The sequence below is a fragment of the Pseudomonas sp. ADAK18 genome, from assembly GCF_012935695.1.
Classification (GTDB): Bacteria; Pseudomonadota; Gammaproteobacteria; order Pseudomonadales; family Pseudomonadaceae; genus Aquipseudomonas.
In genome coordinates this window covers 2,987,083-3,005,581 of record NZ_CP052859.1, presented here as the reverse complement: position 1 = coordinate 3,005,581, position 18,499 = coordinate 2,987,083, and the positions used below count along the sequence as shown (strand labels likewise).

The 18,499-nt window shown below is 61.1% G+C and carries 15 protein-coding genes; 8 read left to right on the top strand and 7 right to left on the bottom strand.

Features of this window, described 5'->3' with window-relative positions:
* Window positions 1–3: 3 nt before the first annotated feature.
* The 4 genes from HKK55_RS13395 to HKK55_RS13380 are packed head-to-tail and all read left to right on the top strand — an operon-like array spanning window position 4 to window position 4,637.
* Window positions 4–1,053, top strand: coding sequence for a branched-chain amino acid ABC transporter permease (locus HKK55_RS13395; RefSeq protein WP_169355126.1), 1,050 nt, complete (start codon window positions 4–6; stop codon window positions 1,051–1,053).
* A gap of 23 nt (window positions 1,054–1,076) precedes the next feature.
* On the top strand, window positions 1,077–2,417 hold the full coding sequence (locus HKK55_RS13390; protein WP_169355125.1) for an ABC transporter substrate-binding protein: 1,341 nt from the start codon (window positions 1,077–1,079) through the stop codon (window positions 2,415–2,417).
* 3 nt (window positions 2,418–2,420) lie between these two features.
* Complete coding sequence (locus tag HKK55_RS13385; RefSeq protein WP_169355124.1) at window positions 2,421–3,188, top strand: ABC transporter ATP-binding protein; 768 nt, start codon at window positions 2,421–2,423, stop codon at window positions 3,186–3,188.
* Between the two features lie 12 nt (window positions 3,189–3,200).
* Window positions 3,201–4,637 carry an FAD/NAD(P)-binding protein gene (locus HKK55_RS13380; protein ID WP_169355123.1) on the top strand — a complete coding sequence of 479 codons (1,437 nt, stop codon included), beginning with the start codon at window positions 3,201–3,203 and terminating at the stop codon, window positions 4,635–4,637.
* A gap of 99 nt (window positions 4,638–4,736) precedes the next feature.
* Here the strand turns inward: HKK55_RS13380 and tkt are convergent, their stop codons facing one another.
* On the bottom strand, window positions 4,737–6,794 hold the full coding sequence (gene tkt / locus HKK55_RS13375) for a transketolase (protein WP_169355122.1): 2,058 nt from the start codon (window positions 6,792–6,794) through the stop codon (window positions 4,737–4,739).
* 188 nt (window positions 6,795–6,982) lie between these two features.
* On the opposite strand from tkt, the gene HKK55_RS13370 reads away from it, so the two are divergent.
* Window positions 6,983–7,204, top strand: coding sequence for a DUF465 domain-containing protein (locus tag HKK55_RS13370; RefSeq protein WP_155581973.1), 222 nt, complete (start codon window positions 6,983–6,985; stop codon window positions 7,202–7,204).
* A 167-nt stretch (window positions 7,205–7,371) separates the two neighbouring features.
* On the opposite strand, the gene HKK55_RS13365 is transcribed toward HKK55_RS13370, so the two are convergent.
* Complete coding sequence (locus HKK55_RS13365; RefSeq protein WP_169355121.1) at window positions 7,372–8,760, bottom strand: VOC family protein; 1,389 nt, start codon at window positions 8,758–8,760, stop codon at window positions 7,372–7,374.
* A 196-nt stretch (window positions 8,761–8,956) separates the two neighbouring features.
* Here HKK55_RS13365 and HKK55_RS13360 point away from each other — a divergent pair, with 196 nt between their 5' ends.
* Complete coding sequence (locus HKK55_RS13360; protein ID WP_169355120.1) at window positions 8,957–11,602, top strand: glucosidase; 2,646 nt, start codon at window positions 8,957–8,959, stop codon at window positions 11,600–11,602.
* 155 nt (window positions 11,603–11,757) lie between these two features.
* On the opposite strand, the gene HKK55_RS13355 is transcribed toward HKK55_RS13360, so the two are convergent.
* Both HKK55_RS13355 and HKK55_RS13350 read right to left on the bottom strand, forming a co-directional pair.
* Window positions 11,758–12,072 carry an SCP2 sterol-binding domain-containing protein gene (locus HKK55_RS13355; RefSeq protein WP_169355119.1) on the bottom strand — a complete coding sequence of 105 codons (315 nt, stop codon included), beginning with the start codon at window positions 12,070–12,072 and terminating at the stop codon, window positions 11,758–11,760.
* Window positions 12,073–12,129: 57 nt separating this feature from the next.
* On the bottom strand, window positions 12,130–12,840 hold the full coding sequence (locus HKK55_RS13350) for a histidine phosphatase family protein (RefSeq protein ID WP_169355118.1): 711 nt from the start codon (window positions 12,838–12,840) through the stop codon (window positions 12,130–12,132).
* 192 nt (window positions 12,841–13,032) lie between these two features.
* Here HKK55_RS13350 and sohB point away from each other — a divergent pair, with 192 nt between their 5' ends.
* A complete protein-coding gene (gene sohB, locus HKK55_RS13345) occupies window positions 13,033–14,055 on the top strand; it encodes a protease SohB (RefSeq protein WP_169355117.1) in 1,023 nt (340 codons plus the stop codon).
* Window positions 14,056–14,098: 43 nt separating this feature from the next.
* On the opposite strand, the gene HKK55_RS13340 is transcribed toward sohB, so the two are convergent.
* Window positions 14,099–15,628, bottom strand: a complete 1,530-nt coding sequence (locus HKK55_RS13340) for an MFS transporter (RefSeq protein ID WP_169355116.1) — start codon at window positions 15,626–15,628, stop codon at window positions 14,099–14,101.
* A gap of 150 nt (window positions 15,629–15,778) precedes the next feature.
* On the opposite strand from HKK55_RS13340, the gene HKK55_RS13335 reads away from it, so the two are divergent.
* Window positions 15,779–16,651 carry a LysR family transcriptional regulator gene (locus HKK55_RS13335; protein WP_169355115.1) on the top strand — a complete coding sequence of 291 codons (873 nt, stop codon included), beginning with the start codon at window positions 15,779–15,781 and terminating at the stop codon, window positions 16,649–16,651.
* Window positions 16,652–16,734: 83 nt separating this feature from the next.
* On the opposite strand, the gene dhaL is transcribed toward HKK55_RS13335, so the two are convergent.
* Together dhaL and HKK55_RS13325 are read right to left on the bottom strand one after the other, a co-directional pair.
* On the bottom strand, window positions 16,735–17,382 hold the full coding sequence (gene dhaL, locus HKK55_RS13330) for a dihydroxyacetone kinase subunit DhaL (protein WP_169355114.1): 648 nt from the start codon (window positions 17,380–17,382) through the stop codon (window positions 16,735–16,737).
* Between the two features lie 3 nt (window positions 17,383–17,385).
* Window positions 17,386–18,387 carry a dihydroxyacetone kinase subunit DhaK gene (locus tag HKK55_RS13325; protein WP_169355113.1) on the bottom strand — a complete coding sequence of 334 codons (1,002 nt, stop codon included), beginning with the start codon at window positions 18,385–18,387 and terminating at the stop codon, window positions 17,386–17,388.
* Between the last annotated feature and the right edge of the window lie 112 nt (window positions 18,388–18,499).

The following is an 18,499-nucleotide window of genomic DNA, read 5'->3' as shown; positions in this document are numbered from 1 at the left end:
AGCATGTCGATCCCTGTTGCCCATGAAACTGCTCCATTGTTGTTGATTCAGCGACACTTGCCCTGGGGCCTGATTGGGCTGTTGGCGCTGGCCTTCATCGTTGTGCCGTTGTGGGGCAATGACTATTGGCTCAACGCGATTTTGATTCCGTTTCTGGTGCTGTCACTGGCCGGGCTGGGTTTGAACCTGTTGACCGGCTACACCGGCCAGACGTCGGTCGGCGCGGCGGGCTTCATGGCGGTTGGCGCGTTTGCCACGTACGGTTTCCTGCTGCGCCTGCCGGAGTTGGGCTTGCCGGTAGCGCTACTGGGCGGCGGGATTATCAGTGCGCTGGTGGGGCTGGTATTCGGCTTGCCCAGTTCTCGGATCAAGGGCTTCTACCTGATGGTCACCACCCTGGCGGCGCAGTTTTTCCTGGAATGGCTGTTCGTCAAATTCCCCTGGTTCTACAACTACGGTTCCTCCGGGACCATTTCCGCACCGAAGCTTTCGTTGTTCGGTCATGACCTCAACACGCCGGTGGGTCGCTATCTGCTGACCTTGGTCACCGTGTTGCTGTTGACCTGGACCGCTGTGAACCTGGTGCGCAGCCAGGTGGGGCGCAACTGGATGGCGATCCGTGACATGGACACCGCCGCCGCCGTGGTCGGCATTCCGGTGGTGCGCTACAAGCGCCTGGCATTTGCCGTCAGCTCGTTCTACCTGGGGATTGCCGGCGCGTTGTGGGCGTTCGCTTATCTGGGCACCGCGAGCGCCAGCAGCTTCGATATCAATCGCTCGTTCCAGATCCTGTTCATCATCATTATCGGCGGCATGGGCAGCATTGCCGGCAACTTCGTCGGCGCGGCTTTCATCAGTTTGCTGCCGATCTTTCTCAGCCATGCCGGGCAAGCGTTGTTCGGTGGCTCGGTGGACGCCGGGCAGTTGCAGAACCTGCAAAAAATCATCTTTGGCGTGTTGATCATCGTGTTCCTGATCAAGGAACCCGAGGGCTTGATTCGCCTGTTGCACAACCTGCGTGAACGGCTGCGCCAATGGCCGCTGCGTTTCTGAATCCGTCCTTTAAGAGAATCTCCATGCGTGCATCCTTGAAACGTTCCCTGGCCGGCGCCGCTTTCGCGCTGGCGGCATTGGCGGGTGCAGTCCCGCAGGCTCTGGCTTCGCCTGACCAACAATTCATTCCATTGGCCACTTACCGTGTCGGTGCTTATGCCTCCAGCGGCGTGCAGGTGTGGGCCGGGATGATCGACTACCTGCGCTATATCAACGAGGTTGAAGGCGGCATCAACGGCGTCAAGTTGGTGTGGCAGGAGTGTGAGACCGAATGGACGGCGGAGAAGGGCATCGAGTGCTACGAGCGCTTCAAGAATGGCCTGGACGGCGCGCCGGTCGCGGTTTACCAGCCTAACGGCGCACCGGCAGCCTATGCCCTGAGCGAGCGGGCCGAGGTGGACAAGATTCCGCTGATCACCCTCGGTTACGGGCGTACCGAAGCTACCGACGGTACGGTGTTTCCCTACAACTTCCCGGTGATGCTGACCTTCTACAGCGAAGCTTCGACCCTGGTGAACTACATCGCCCAGCGCGAAGGCGGGTTCGACAAACTCAAGGGCAAGAAAATCGCCACCGTCTACCACGACTCTGCCTATGGACGGGAAACCCTTGGACCACTGAAGTTGTTGGCCGAGAAGTACGGTTTCGAAAACATCCAGATCCCCGTGGCCGACCCCGGCAACGAGCAGTCGGCGCAATGGCGCCAAGTGCGCCAGGCCAATCCGGACTGGGTGTTCCTGCGCACCTGGGGCGTATCGACCCCGGTGGCGGTCAAGACCGCCGCGCGTTTCGGCTTCCCGGTGGACCATATCATCGGCGACATCTGGGCCAGTTCCAGTGAAGACGTATTGCCCGCCGGCGCTGCCGCCAAGGGTTACCTGGCACTGACGCCGTACCCGGCGGGCAGCGATTTCGAGATCCACAAGCGCCTCAAGCAATACGTTCTCGACAAAGGCCACAGCGACCTCAAGGACCTGAAAAACTTCGGCAGCGTCTACTACAACTCGGGCCTGGTGAATGCCGCCGTGGCCGTGGAAGCGATTCGCACCGGCCAGGCCAAGTTCGGCAAGCGCCCGCTCAATGGCGAAGAAGGGCGCTGGGGCCTGGAGCACCTGAACATCGACGACGCACGCCTCAAAGACATGGGCTATCTGGGCCTGATGCAGAACCTCAAACTCTCGTGCCGCGACCATGAAGGCGGCGGCTCCGCGCGGATCCAGCAATGGGATGGCGTCAACTGGACGTTGATCAGCGACTGGATCGCTGCCGATCGTGCACTGCTGCGTCCACTGATCGACGAGAAGTCCGCCGCCTTCGCCAAGGAAAAAGGCCTGACGCCGCGCACCTGCACTGGGGATGAATAAGCCATGAGTGAAGCTGTCCGCGAGCCGTGGAGCCAGACGCTGCTTCAGGTCAATGACATTGAAGTGATCTACGACGGCGCGATCCTGGCCGTGGCCGGGGTGTCCCTGAGTGTGCCCAAGGGCGCGATCGTCGCCTTGCTCGGTGCCAATGGCGCGGGCAAGAGCACCACCCTCAAGGCAATTTCCGGGTTGGTGCGGGCGGAACGGGCCGAGGTCAGCCGGGGTTTGATCGAGTATCAGGGGCGCGACCTGGCTGGGATCGACCCCAGCCAGCGCGTGCGCCAGGGCATGGTCCACGTGCTGGAAAGCCGACACGTGTTCGGCCAACTGACGGTGGAAGACAACCTGCGCAGCGGCGGCTTCGTGCGGCGCTTGAGCCGCAAGGACATGGAGCAGGACCTGGAGCGGATCTACGCCTGGTTCCCGCGTCTCAAGACCAAGCGCCACACCCGCGCCGGGCTGACCTCCGGTGGCGAGCAGCAGATGGTCGCCATCGGTCGGGCGCTGATGACCCGTCCGTCCCTGGTACTGTTGGACGAGCCGTCCATGGGGTTGGCGCCGATGATCGTTCAGGAGATTTTCGAGATCATCGGGCAACTCAATCGCGAGCAGCAGGTGAGTTTTTTGATCGCTGAGCAAAACATCAATGTCGCCCTCAACTATGCGTCCCAGGGGTATGTGCTGGATACTGGGCGAGTCGTCCTGAGTGGCAGCGCAGCCGAATTGCTGGCGCGGGGTGATTTGCATGACATCTATCTGGGCAGACAGTAAGGGCGCATGTTCATGAGTGAAACCCAAAGCGGACAGGCGACGAGCGCCATCCGCCAGGCTGATGTGTTGATCATCGGCGGTGGCCTGAGCGGTACGATGCTGGCCGCGCAACTGCTGCGCCAGCCGGGGCAGCGGCAGATCCTGGTGATCGAGCCGCGCCGTGAGCTGGGGCGGGGCGAGGCCTACAGTGCGGTGGAGTTGGGCCATACCTTGAACGGCAACGCCGCGCGCATGAGTGTCGATCCGGACAACGCCGATGATTTGACCCAGTGGTTGACCGAGTACATTGCCAACGGCGGCTGGCCGGAGTCGGACCAGCAGCATGTACCGGTCAGTGAGCTGTTTCCACCTCGGGGGATTTTTGGCTTGTACGCGCAGCAGCGGCTGGCCGAAGCCCAGGCAGCCTCCCAATCCACCGTAGAACATATCCGCGCCGAGGTGATCGACCTGCAGGTCGAGGAACACGCGACGCTACTGACCCTGGATAACGGCCAGCAATTGCAGGGTGCTTTTGCGGTATTGGCCACGGGCATGTTCCCGGCGGCGCGTACCCCACAGACCGAGTCCAGCGGCCTTAACGCAACAGCGGTCGACCCTTGGGATGTCAGCGCGATGACCCAACTGGATCCGCAGTCGACGGTGCTGATCATCGGTTCCGGGCTGACCATGGTCGATGCCGTGGTATCGCTGGAGCAGGCTGGGCATCGTGGGCCTATCGAGATTTTTTCGCGCCACGGTTTGCTGCCCCACGTACGCCGGCAACCGCCGAGCTGGGTGGACTTTCTGGCTGAGGACCACAGTATCCGCAGCCCTCGGCAGCTGTTACGTGAAGTACGCCGCCAGTGCCGGGCCGCCCTGGATCAGGGTATCGATTGGCAAGCACCGCTGGATACTGTGCGGGCGCATATCGGCCGTTTGTGGAGCCAGGCCCGCGAGAGCGAAAAACGTCAGTTTGTACGGCATGTGCGGCCTTGGTGGGAAAGCCATCACCACCGTTCGCCGCCCTTGAGTGCGGAGTTGGTGGCGCGTTTGCATGGGGAAGGGCGGTTACGTATTCAGGCTGCCTCGTTCAAAGGGTTGGAGCCGTCAGAGGCGGGCGAGGTGAGCATTCGCCTGCGCCGTCGTGGTGAGCAGCAGAGCATGCTGGTGACGGGGGCTGCGCTGATCAACTCCAGTGGCATTGAATACGACTGGCGCCGCGTGGCGCGGCCGTTGCCCCGGCAATTGCTGGCTCGGGGTTTGATTCAGCCGGGACCGTTGGCGTTGGGGATTGCGGCGGATGTGTCTGGCGCGGTGTTGGATGCGCAGGGGCACGTCAGCCAGCGGCTGTTTGCTATGGGGCCGCCGTTGCGGGGGATGTGGTGGGAGAGCACGGCGGTGACGGATGTGGCGAGTCAGGCGAAGGCGTTGGCGGTGCGACTCGCCGCACCTTCGCGTAACCCTTTGTAGCCGCTGCCGAGGCACGAGGCTGCGATGCGGGCCGCAGGACCGCCGTTGGGGCCGCTGCGCAGCCCATCGCCGCCTCATTCTTCGGCAGCGGCTACAGGGTTACTGCAGTTGAACCTGCTCCTTGGCCACCTTCACCACATTCTCCAGCGTAAACCCGAACTTGGCCTGCAACTTGGGCAATGGTGCAGAAGCCCCGAAGCTGTTCATTACCACCTTGGCCCCTGTCTGTCCGACATAACGATCCCAACCCAAGGGGCCGGCTTGTTCCACCACTACCCGAGCTTTCACGGCCGGCGGCAAGACGCTGTCGCGGTAGGCTTGGTCCTGTTCCTCAAACAACTCCCAACTGGGCATCGACACCACCCGTGCCGCCACACCCTCTGCTTTCAACTGCTCATAGGCGTCAACGGCCAGACTGACCTCGCTGCCGGTCGCCATCAGGATCACCTCGGGCTTCTCGGCACCGGCCAACACATAGGCCCCCCGGGCAGTCCCTGACGCTGCTGCGTACTTCGTACGGTCCAGCGTCGGCAGGTTCTGACGCGACAGCACTATGCAACTGGGGCGATGGGTCTGGGCGAGCGCGATCTTCCAGGCCTCCAGGGTTTCATTGGCATCCCCCGGACGCAGGGTCAGCAAGCCCGGCGTGGCGCGTAGTTGACTCAGGTGCTCGACAGGCTGGTGCGTCGGGCCATCTTCGCCCACGCCAATCGAGTCATGGGTAAACACAAACACCACCGGCAGCTCCATGATCGCCGCCAGGCGGATCGGCGGTTTCATGTAGTCGCTGAACACCAGGAAGGTCGAGGTGTAGGGCCGCAAGTAAGACAGGGCCATACCGTTGGCGATGGCACCCATGGCGTGCTCGCGGATACCGAAGTGCAGGTTGCGCCCGCTGTAGTCCTCGGCACTGAAACGCCCAGCACCGTCGAAGGTCAGGTTGGTCTTGGTGGAAGGCGATAGGTCCGCCGAGCCCCCGAGCAGCCAAGGAATCTGCTGGGCAAAAGCGTTCAACACTTCGCCACCTGAGGCACGGCTGGCCAAACCCTTGGCATCGCTGGCAAAGGTTGGCAGGCGATCCTCCCAATGCTCGGGCATTTCACCGGCGCGCATACGGCGCAGTTCATCGGCCAGTTCCGGCTCGTTCTGTTCGAGCTGGGACAAGGTTCGCGACCATTGCTCATACAAGGGCTGGGCACGTGCCACCAGGGCATCGTGCAACACGCTGCGAGCCTCGTCCGGAACCAGGAAACTTGCGTCTTCGGGCCAGCCGTAGGCTGCTTTGGTCAGACGGATTTCATCCACGCCCAAGGGCTCGCCGTGGGCAGCAGATGTATTGTGTTTATGGGGCGAACCGTAGCCGATCACGCTGTCGACCACGATCAGCGTCGGTGCCCCGGTGTTGGCCTTGAAGGTGTCCAAGGCATCACTCAGGGCCTTGAGGTCATTGGCATCGGTCACGTGCAAGGTGTGCCAGCCATAAGCCTGGAAGCGCTTGATCACATCTTCGCTGAAGGCCAATTCGGTGTGGCCCTCGATGCTGATGGTGTTGTTGTCGTAGATCCAGCACAGATTCGCCAGCTTCAAATGCCCGGCCAGTGACGCGGCCTCGCTGCTGATGCCTTCCATCATGTCGCCGTCGCCGCACAGGGTGTAGACGTTGTAGTCGAACAACACCTTGTCGTCCCGGTTGAAACGCTGGGCCAGCCAGCGCTCGGCCATGGCCATGCCGACACTGTTGGCGCAACCCTGGCCCAGCGGGCCGGTGGTGGTTTCCACCCCGGTGGTCATGCGGTATTCCGGGTGGCCTGGCGTTTTGGAGCCCATCTGCCGGAACTGTTTGATGTCCTCAAGGCTGATGGCCGGGTTACCGGAGCGCTTGCCGTGCTCATCAATCTCGACCACGCCGGCCAGGTGCAGCAGCGAATAAAGCAACATCGAGGCATGGCCCACCGACAATACAAAACGGTCACGGTTGGGCCAGTCGGGGTGTTCGGGGTGATAGCGCAGGAAGCGGTTCCACAAGGTATAACCCACCGGTGCCAGGCCCATGGGCGTGCCGGGGTGACCGGAGTTGGCCTTCTGCACGGCGTCCATGGCCAGGGTGCGAAGGGTGTTGATGCACAGGGTGTCGACAGCGTTGGCAGCGTGACTCATGGAACCTGTCCTCCTCGGGTGGCGATCTACAGTGGAGGGCAGGGCACGACAAAGGTTTTATTCTATGACCCCTCCTGCGACGAACGGGGCTGCAAACGTGACAGCCTTGATCTCAAACATGACAAGCGCCCCTCCGATAGGCTAGCTTCAAAGGGCATCAGCCATTGAACAACTTGCGGAGGTACTCCATGCCAGTGAAACACGACCTGTATCAGGACCTGGGTTTGAGCAAGGAAGTCGTCGACGGGCGCCGGGCAGAAAATCCTCATTTGAATGCGCTGCTCGATAAATACAAAACTGTCGATGAACTGGTGTTGAGCGCTGAAAAGGCGGCCGGCAGTGATGATGAATTGAAGAAGTTGAAGGAGAAGCGCTTGCTCGTTAAGGACGAGATTGCCAAGTTGCTGTAAGCGGCATACATCCAGTGTGGGGGCGCCGTACTGCCGCTCCCACATTTGTTCAGAATTCTTGGAAGGACAGCATCCCCCTCACTGCCTATCATGCCAATCGTTCGCCCGACCCTGGGGCTCGTTTACGGCGCAAGGACTGCGCTGTGGCGTCGGGCGAACTCTTTACCTCACGCCAGTGCCGGCAAACCCAATGCCTGCGCACACGCGATGATCGACCGCTGTTGGGTTTCCCCGTACAACTGCAACTCATCAATCGTCCGACGTCCCAAGGCCTTTTCAAACTCCGCTTGATTGGAGTTGGCCGTGTAGTGACTCTGCGCCGCGTCCCCCAGGTTCGACTGGAAAATCCCCGCCGCGCTCACCGGCAGAAAGTCCTCGTACACCAACGGCTCCACATTCACATGCCCGGCCTCGATCAGAGCGCCCAATGTGCGTGGCAGGTCTGCCCGACCCTGTGCCGCAAGCCCCTTATCGGTCACGAAATAGCGAAAGAACGCCAGTTCCTGTTCGCGTATCTCCCGATGATCATCCGGGAAGGCCCGGAAGTGCTGTTCCATCAGTTCGGTGTAGCGCCCGGCATTGGCTTCGGTAGGGAACGCGCCCAGTTCATCTCGCGCAGCATTCAGCAATTCGTCGTACAACGCCCGGCCCTTGGGGGTGAGTGCTACGCCGCGCTGTTCGATTTCGCCGAAGCGCGCACTGTGGTTGCCCTTGGCGTCGGTAAAGGCAATGGCTTCGTCCAGGGCCTTGAAGCTGGTCTGGCGCAGCAGGATAGGGCATTGGCGGCGGGGCGGGCCTTCGATCACGGCTTTGGGGGTGATGCCTTTGCCGGGCATGGCGGCCTGTACTTGGTCGATGTCCAGGGTGCGCGGCGTCAGGTGGTTGATGTGTGGGCCCTTGAAGGCCACCACGTCGGCGATCAGCCGGTGTTGGTCGCTCAACTGCTGGTATTGGGTGGCGCTGACGGTAGCGGTGTGGTGCCAGCGGAAGGTTTCCAGGGCTTGCTGGATGAAGGCTTCGGCATCGGCGGCGTCGAGGCCGCCGTCTTTTTCCGATTGTTCGATCAGTGCCAGTGCGCCTGGGGTGAAAATCGAACGTTTGCCCAACGCGGCCTGGGCAAACGCCCGCAGCTCAAGGTTTTCGATCAGTTCCAGGCGCAGTAATGAGGTGAAGACCCTGAACGGGCTGGCCTGCAATGCGCTTTCATGCACGGCGCGAAAGGCTGTGGAATGCACTGGAACCCCGGCCGGAGTCAGGTCGTAGTAACCCACCGGCTGCATGCCCATTACCGCAAACAGGCGGCGGATGGTGGCCAGCTCCTCGGCGGTGCCCAAGCGGATGGCGCCGTGGCGCTCCATGTCCAGGCGCTGGATTTCACCCGTGCGATGCAGCTGCTGCGCCAGGGCAATATCGGTCTCCAGCACGCGCGCATTGGTCTCGGCCACCAACTCCATCAAGGCGCCATACAGCGGCACTTCATCTCGGTACATGTCGGACATGGCTTTGGAGAAGCCTTTACGGATCTCGTCGGGACTGACATGGCGGGCGGTTGGCATAGAAAAATTCCTGGCAGCTGTTTAGAAGGGCGTGGCCGTTTCCGCGATTTTGTTGGGTGCACCGGCGGCTTGCAAACGAAGATTCCTCAGGACTTCATTCTGCAAATGAATGAGTGGAACCTATTCGTCTTCATGTGCATCTCACCGTCGATGGGCTCTACACTGGCCTTCACCTCAATGTGCGACGGAAGAATCGATGACGGCCAAGCCTGCGACGAACATTCTGCAAACGTTTGAAGGCCAGCGTCTGGCCGCCGAAGACGGTGAGCGCTGGCGCCAATGGGGGCCGTATCTCAGCGAGCGGCAATGGGGCACGGTGCGCGAGGACTACAGTGCCGACGGCGATGCCTGGCGCTACTTCCCCCACGAACACGCCCGCAGCCGCGCCTATCGCTGGGGCGAGGATGGCCTGGCGGGGTTTTCCGATAAGGCTCAACGCTGGTGCCTGGGCCTGGCACTGTGGAACGAGCACGACCGGATCCTCAAGGAACGCCTGTTCGGCCTGAATAACGCTGAAGGCAACCACGGCGAAGACGTCAAGGAACTGTACTTTTTCCTCGATGGCGTTCCCAGTCACGCCTATATGCGCATGCTCTACAAGTATCCTCACGGCGCGTTCCCCTACGACGACCTGATCACCGAGAACGCCCGGCGTGGCCTGGAGGATGCCGAATACGAAATCCTCGACACCGGGGTCTTCGAAGACAACCGTTACTGCGACGTCAGCGTCGAATACGCCAAGCACCAACCCGACGACGTGTTCATGCGGGTGACCGTGCACAACCGCTCGGATCAACCGACCCGTTTGCAGGTGTTGCCGCAGCTCTGGGCGCGCAACGACTGGAGCTGGACGGCTGGCTCGCCCAAACCAGAATTGCACTTGGAGGGCGAGCACGTCCTGGCGCGTCACCATGAACTGCCGGACCGTCACCTCAGCGCCTGGGGCCAGGATGGCGTGGAGTGGCTGTTCTGCGAGAACGAAACCAATTTCCCCAAGCTCGATGCCACCCCGGCGCCGGGGCCGTTCAAGGACGGCATCAATGACTATGTTGTAGAGGGCGCGCAGACGGCGATTCGCCGGGATACGGGAACCAAGGTCGCGGCGCGCTTCATCCTTGAGTTGGCGGGCCAGGAAAGCAAAGTCCTGTACCTGCGCTTCGCCCCGGTAGATGCGCCTCAGGTCAATGCCCGCAAGCTGTTCGAACAGCGCCGCCAAGAGACCGACGATTTCTACGCCGCCCTGCAACAAGGCATCACCGACGAAGACGCGCGCAATGTGCAGCGCCAGGCCCTGGCCGGATTGCTGTGGTCCAAGCAGCTGTATTACTTCGATGTGAACCAGTGGCTCGACGGTGACCCGGCCCAGCCCGCGCCACCGCCCGAACGCCTGCATATCCGCAATACTCATTGGCGGCACCTGTCCAACTTCGACATCCTGTCCATGCCCGACACTTGGGAATACCCGTGGTACGCATCCTGGGACCAGGGCTTCCAGGCGGTGGCCTTTGCCCTGATCGACCCGGGGTTCGCCAAGCAGCAGTTGTTGTTGCTGGTCAAGGATCGCTTCATGCACCCCAACGGCCAGTTGCCGGCCTATGAGTGGCGCTTCGATGATGCCAACCCGCCGGTCCATGCCTGGGCCAGTTGGCGGGTGTACCAGCAGGAAAAGGCGCTGACCGGCATCGGCGACATGGACTTTCTGGAGCGGATCTTCCACAAGCTGCTGCTGAATTTTTCCTGGTGGGTCAACCGCAAGGACGCCGAGGGCCGCAACCTGTTCCAGGGCGGGTTCCTGGGGCTGGATAACATTGCCTTGTTCGACCGTTCGGCCGACTTGCCGCCGGGTTATCAACTGGACCAGGCCGACGGCACCGCCTGGGTCGCTGCCTATGCGCTGGACCTGATGCGTATGGCCCTGGAACTGGCCAAGCGCAACGTGGTGTATGTCGACATCGCGGTGAAGTTTTTCGAGCATTTCCTGTACATCGCCGGGGCTATCAACCGGGTCGATGACAGTGCCGAAGGCCTGTGGGATGAGCAGGACCAGTTCTTCTACGACGTGCTGCACCGTCCTGATGGCCAGAGCGAACCCGTGCGCCTGCGTTCCATCGTCGGCCTGATGCCGTTGTTTGCGGTTTTGGTGCTGGAACAGCGTGAGCACGAAGGATTGGAAGGCTTGCGTGACCGCCTGGTGGGCTTTATGAAACACCGGCCAGACCTGGCGAAGCTGGTCTCACGCTGGAACGAACCGGGGCAGGGCAACCGTCTGTTACTGGCGTTGTTGCGTGGTGAACGCACCAAAGACTTGCTCAAGCGCATGCTCGATGACGCGGAGTTCCTCTCGGCCTTTGGCGTGCGCTCGCTGTCCAAGGCTTATTCCGAGCATCCCCTGGCGCTGAAGATGAACGGGAATACCTTGTGCGCCCGTTATACGCCTGCGGAATCCGACTCACGCTTGTACGGCGGCAATTCCAATTGGCGCGGGCCGTTGTGGATGCCGGTCAACTACATGCTGATCGAGTCGTTGCGGGAATTTCACCGGTACTACGATGAAAATTTTTCGGTGGAGTACCCAACCGGCAGCGGTTACCTGTCGTCACTGGAAGAAGTGGCCGACAGCCTCAGCCAACGCCTGACCCGGCTGTTCCTGCGGGATGAAAATGGCCTGCGACCGTCCATGGCCGGTTACCCGCAGTTGGAGGCCGACCCGGCCAGTCGCGATCTGGTGCTGTTCCATGAGTATTTTCATGGTGACACCGGACGTGGGCTTGGGGCTTCGCACCAGACGGGGTGGAGTGCGCTGGTGGCGTTGTTGTTGCAGCCAAAAGCCAATCAGTTGTAGGGACTAGGGCTATGGAAATCTACATATCTTTCATAGCCTATGGGCCCTTTGTGGCGAGGGGACAAGCCCCCTCGCCACAGGTTAATCGACTGGCCTGGCTAATAAAAAATCCCGCCTGAAAAGGCGGGATTTGATCTAACCGAGATTGCCTTTGATCAGGCCGGGAACAGTTCGCTCAGCTTCATCGCCAGCATCATGTCGCCTTCGGTGCGCAGTTTGCCACCCATGAAGGCCTGCATGCCGTCGGTGGAACCGTCGACGATGCCTTTCATGGTTTCGCCGTCCATGACCAGGGTCACTTGGGCGTTCGGGTTTTCGCCTTCCAGCAGTTCGCAGGTCTTGTCTTTGACCACCAGCGAGAAGTTCTGGGTGTCGTCGATACGGAAACCGAACACCAGGTCCAGGCCGTCGGCAGCGGCTGGGTTGAATTTGGCTTTCATTGCTTCTACGGCTTTAGCTACGTCAGTCATGGTTTCGATCCTTTTATGGGTGAGTCCAGTGACCTTGGGGTCACGGTTGGCCGCAATTCATCGGAAAGTGATGAGCTGCGGCGCCTTCAACAGTTGCAAGTGGGTATGACTGTTGAAGGAAGCCAGTGCCACCTCGCGACCACGGAACTTCAGTTGGTTGAGCGAGGTGTTAACAATTTGCCAGTTCAATTCGAAGGCCTGGGCGGCAGGCATCCGGGTAATCAGGTGGAGCAGGGCCGTGATGGTACCGCCGGAGGTAAACACGGCGATCTTGTCGCGGTTGTCGGCAGCCTCAAGGATGCGCTGTAAGCCGCCCTGGACTCGTTCGACAAACCCCAGCCAGCTTTCCAGCCCCGGTGGGTCATAAGTACCGGCGAGCCAGCGTTCGATGATCAGGGCGAAGATGCGTTGGAATTCGCTGCGGTTCTGTGGGGCGTTGCGCAGGATTTCCAGGGCTTCGGGTTCGCTGCTGAGCAAGTCTGGGAGCAGTGCGCGGATGATCGCGTCGGCGTCGAATTCGTTGAAGGCGCTGTCGATTTCCAGGGCTGGCGTCGGCAGGCCCAGAGCGCTGTATTGTTCGAACGCGGCGGTGGCGGTGTGTTGCTGGCGACGCAGGTCGCCGGACACGCAACGGTCGAAGGTCAGACCCAGTTGTGTCAGGTGGCTGCCGAGGACTTGCGCCTGTTCCACGCCGATGGGCGACAACACGTCATAGTCGTCTGCACCGAAGGAGGCCTGGCCATGTCGAATCAAATAGATGCTGCCCACGTCCGTTTTCCCGGTACGTTGAAAGTCTGGCGAGGTTATGAGGATGCCGGGGAGCTGTCAATGAAAAAACATACGCTTGTTTTAAAAGGTCGTTAGAGCTTTGCTGCTGGCGGTTTGATCACTGGCTCCCCGGCAATCCCGTCGGTATGCTTGGGCAATCCGCGCCTGGCGCACCGCATGTGAAGGAGTCTTATGGAGTTTCTGGCTGAGTACGCAAGTTTTTTGGCTAAAACGGTCACCCTGGTGGTCGCCATTCTGGTGGTCCTGGTCAGCTTTGCGGTATTGCGCAGCAAAGGCCGTCGCAAGGCGGCAGGTCAGTTGCAGGTCAGTAAGCTCAATGATTTCTACAAGGGGTTGCGTGAGCGCCTGGAGCAGACCTTGCTGGACAAGGATCAGCTCAAGGCCCTGCGCAAGTCTGAAAGCAAGATCGAGAAGAAAAGCAAGAAAAAGCCCGAGACCAAACCACGGGTATTCGTGCTGGATTTCGACGGCGACATCAAGGCTTCAGCTACCGAAAGCCTGCGCCATGAAATCACCGCGCTGCTGAGCCTGGCTACCCCCAAGGATGAAGTGGTGCTGCGCCTGGAAAGCGGCGGCGGCATGGTCCACAGCTATGGTCTGGCGTCTTCGCAACTGGCGCGTATCCGCCAGGCGGGCGTACCGCTGACGGTGTGCATCGACAAGGTTGCGGCCAGCGGCGGCTACATGATGGCGTGCATCGGCGAGAAGATTGTCAGTGCACCGTTCGCCATCCTCGGCTCCATCGGCGTGGTGGCGCAGTTGCCTAACGTCAACCGCCTGCTGAAAAAGCATGACATCGACTTTGAAGTGCTGACTGCTGGTGAGTACAAACGCACCCTGACGGTGTTTGGTGAAAACACCGAGAAGGGCCGGGAGAAGTTTCAGGAAGACCTGGACATCACCCACCAGTTGTTCAAGAACTTCGTTGCACGTTACCGCCCACAGTTGGCCATTGATGAAGTCGCCACCGGTGAAGTCTGGCTGGGTGTCGCGGCCCTGGACAAACAATTGGTGGACGAACTGCAAACCAGTGACGAATACCTGGCCACCAAGGCCAAGACGGCCGAGCTGTACCACCTGCACTATGCCGAGCGCAAAAGTCTGCAAGAGCGGGTTGGCCTGGCAGCCAGCGGTTCGGTGGACCGAGTGCTGTTGACCTGGTGGAGCCGTTTGACCCAGCAGCGGTTCTGGTAACAAAACCACTAAATGTGGGAGCGAGCAAGCCCGCTCCCACATTTTATCGACTCAACAATGAGGCCTGTGGCACCGCCGGAATAGGATTCCTCATCAACACGCCCACCACCAACGCCCCCAGCAACCCCAACAGTCCCGCGACCCACAACACCACACTGAACCCACCGACAAACGCCTGCCGCGCCAGCGGCTGTACGAGCGCCCGCGCCGACTCCGGCAATAGCGCCATGGCTGCCGGCATATCACCTGCCACCACCCGCGAAGCAATGCCCGGCACCTGTTCGTGCAACAAAGGTCCCACGCTGGCCTGCAACAACTGCTCGCTATGGCTGCTCAACAGCGCTCCATAGACCCCGATGGCGAGCATGATCGCGCTGAAGCGCATTGTGGTACTCATGCCCGACGCCATGCCGGCGCGGTCCCGTGGTACGCAGGCCATGATGTTTTTCTGGGTGTCGCCATTGAGCAGGCCCGCACCGGCGCCGGTCACTGCAATCGCCAGGGCGAAGGGCAGGTAGCCGCCGACATTCACGGCCCAGGCGCTGAGCAGGTTGCCGCCGCCCACCAGGGCCAGTCCCGCCGCCATCATCGTTGCCGGAGCAAAACGGCTGGCCAGACGCGCGCCAACACGCGGGCAGATCAGCATGGTCAAGGCAAATGGCAGCATGCCCAGGCCCGAGGCAATCGCGGAAAAGCCCAGGCCGTTTTGCAGGTAGAACGGCAGCAACGTCATCATCACCTGGGCGCAACCGGCATAGGCGAACATCCCCAGCAAGGCGCCGATAAACCGTGGGTGCTTGAACAGTTGCAGGTCCACCATGGGCCGCCGTTGCGGGCGCTCCACGAGTACAAACAGGGCCAGCAGCGCCGCGCCACCGAGCAACCGTGCATAGGTCAGCGGGTTATCCCAGCCGATGCGATTGGCCTCGATCAGACCCCAGATCAAACACAGCAGGCTGGCGCTGAACGTCAGGCTGCCCCAGGGATCGAGCCGCGCTGACTGGGTGTCACGGGATTCCTGAATCGCATGCCAAACCAGCCCTATCAGCACCAGGCCCACCGGCAAGTTGAGGTAGAAAATCCAGCGCCAGCCCAGGTAGTGGGTAATCAAGCCGCCAAGGGTTGGCGCGGCCGTCATCGCCACGCCCATGCAGGCCCCCCAGAACGCCCAGGCTTTGGCCCGTTCTACTTCATCGTGAAAGGTGTGGCCGATGGAGGCCAGGGCAGAAGTCAGCAGCAATGCTGCGCCGACGCCCTTGATGGCGCGGGCGATATCGAGAAACAGCGCGTTGGGCGCCGCACCGCACCCCAGCGAGGCGAGGATAAAAATACCCAGGCCCCACATCAGGGTTTTCTTGCGTCCGAAACGGTCAGCGATGCTCCCGGCCGGTAGCAACAGCGCGGCGAAAACCAGCATATAGGCGCTGACCACCCATTCGATATCGGCAAAGTTGGCCCCCAGGTCCCGGGCGATACTCGGCAGGGTGACGGCGACGATATTGGTGTCGAGGACGATCAGCGAGCAGACCCCGGACGCGGTCAATAGCGTCAGGCGTGGGCTGACCTGGCTCATGGCAGGATTACCTGCTGGGCAATTCTGAAACGGAATTTGACGAGCATCACAAAGGCTCTCTAGTCTGGACGTACCGCCAGCTTATCCCTGACCCTTAGCGTTTCTGTTAGCTGAGACAGAGCACTTCATTACCTTTGAGCTAATCCTGCGATGGAAATACGTCATTTCCGCTACTTCCTGGCCGTTGCCCGGCACCGCAACTTCACGCGTGCTGCCGAGCAACTGGGCATTGCGCCGCCGACCTTGAGCCGGCAGATCCAGGATATGGAGAACACCCTCGGCACCCGCTTGTTTATTCGTCAGCAGCGGGCAGTCAGCCTGACCGAAGCGGGTGTGGCATTGTTGGTCGAGGCTGAAGCTACCGTGCGCCAGTTCGAGTTCGCCCAGCGCAATGCGCAGCGGGCCGGGCGCGGTGAGATCGGGCATATCGAGTTGGGGTATGTGGCGTCGGCGGTGTATTCGGGAGTGTTGCAACGTCAGGTGCAGGCGTTCTGCGCGGACTTCCCCGATGTCAGCCTCAATGTGCGCGAAAGCCCCATGGCGACATTACCGGGACTGGTAGCGGAAGGGCGCTATGACATTGGTTATATCCGTTCTCCGATGACCCTGCCTGATGGTGTGGAAGCGGTGCGTTTGAACAGCGAAGGCTTTGTTCTGGCGCTGCCTCAGGACTCCTGGTTGCAGGGGTTGAAGGCGATCAACTGCGAGCACTTGCAGAACGAGACGTTCATCCTGCCCGAGCAGATCAGCGGCACCCTGCAAGTCGCCGCTCAGGGCGGTTACGCGCCGCGCCTGGGGCCGCAGCCGGGTGGGTTGGTGGCGGTGATTGCGCTGGTGTCACTGGGGCAAGGTGTGGCGGTGGTGCCGGCTTCGGTGGTGGGGCATGTGAGTTTGCCGAACGTGCAGTACCGAGCGATCAAGGGCAGCGAGGCGTCGTCATGGTTGTCGCTGATTCACCGGCGCTTTGAACAAGCGCCGGCGGTGGCCCGGTATATCCAGCAGGTGAGAGCAAACTCCCCGTAGCCCCCGTAGCCCCCGTAGCTGTCGAGCGCCAGCTGCTACGGGATGGTGTGCTTGCCCGATGAGGTTCAAGACGGTATCTACGGTTACTCCATCAATCGGGGTTGTACTGAGTCCGCCAACCGGGTCAGGATCAAGCAGCACGACACCGCCCCCGCATCCAGCACCCCCAACGAACGTTCTCCCAAGCGGCTGGCCCGGCCGATTTTCGCCACAAGGTCCTTGGTCGAGTCACGCCCTTGAGACGCCGCCCTTTTCATCGCGTCGAGGGCGTCGCTGAAGGATGCGCCTGACACATGGGCTCGTTCAAAAGCCTCCACCGCCGGAATCAGGGTGTCCATCAAACACTTGTCACCCACGCCCGCTTCGGTGATGTCCTGCAGGGACGTGAGACCGCCCCGCAGCAAGCGAGTAAAGGTGGCGGCATCAATCTCGTCGCTGCCGCGTACTTCATCCGCCATGCCAATAAACAGGCTGCCATACAGCGGCCCCATGGAGCCGCCAATGCCTTCCATCAGGCTCAAGGTCAGCTCGTCCAGGGCTTCGGCCAGGGTCAGTTGGCGGCCTTCAATGGTGCGGCCGCAATGGGCAAAACCCTTGGCCATATTGATGCCGTGGTCACCATCACCGATGGCGCCGTCGACTTCACTCAAATAGTCGCGGTTGGCGACAATCACGCTCACCAAGTCGGCGACGATGGCGCTGCCGTCATGGGTGGAGAAATGCTGGCTCATGGTTCACTCCGCCTGGGTCATGCCGATGGAACGGCAAGGTTGGTCGATCAGGGTTTTCAGCTCGGCATCCAGGCCCAGCAAGGTCAAGGTCACGCCCATCATCTCAAGGGAAGTGAAGTAGTTGCCGACGTAGCAGCGATGGATCTTCAGGCCCTTGGCCTTGAGCTGTTGCTCGACCTCAGCGTAGAAAATATACAGCTCCATCACCGGCGTTGCGCCCAGACCCGAGACCAGCACCACCACGCTGTCGTCCTGGCTGAAATCACGGTCGGCGAGAATCGGCGCCAGCATCCGTTCGGCCATGGCGGCGGCGGACTCGATGGGGATCACTTCAATGCCGGGCTCGCCGTGATGGCCGATGCCCAGCTCCATCTGGCCGTCCGGGATCTGGAAGTTCGGCTTGCCCACCGCTGCAATGGTGCAGGGCGTGAGGCCGATGCCGATGGAGCGGCAGTTGTCGACGGCCTTCTGGGCAACACGAATCACCCCGTCCAGGTCGTAATGCTGCGCGGCGGCGGCACCGCCGACTTTCCACATGAAGATTTCCCCGGCCACGCCACGACGCTTGGCGATGTCGGCTTTAGGCGCCGAAGCCACGTCGTCATTGGCGACCACGGTACGGATCTGCATGTCTTTGCTGGCGGCCATTTTCATCGCCAGCTTCACGTTCATGTTGTCGCCGGCATAGTTGCCGTACAGGCACGCCACACCGGCTCCGTGGTCGGCAGCGCGGAAGGCGTCGAAGAAGCTTTTGGCGGTGGGCGAGGAGAAAATCTCGCCGACGGCCACGGCGTCCACCAGGCCTGGGCCAACGTAACCGAGGAAGGCGGGTTCATGGCCGGAACCGCCGCCGGTGACGATGCCCACCCGGCCCTGACTGGAAGGCTTGGCCTTGCTGATGACCCGGGGGTTGGTGCCGCTCTGGCACAGCTCTGGATGGGCGACCAGAATGCCGCGCAGCATATCCTCGACCACTTGGTCCGGATCATTGATCACTCGATTCATAACGCGGTTTCCTGTGTTCTTGTTTTAATGTGTGGGCCGGTTTTTTGTGGGAGTCGGGCTTGCCCGCGATACAGGCGACTCGGTCTGTCATGAGCACCGAGTCGATGCCATC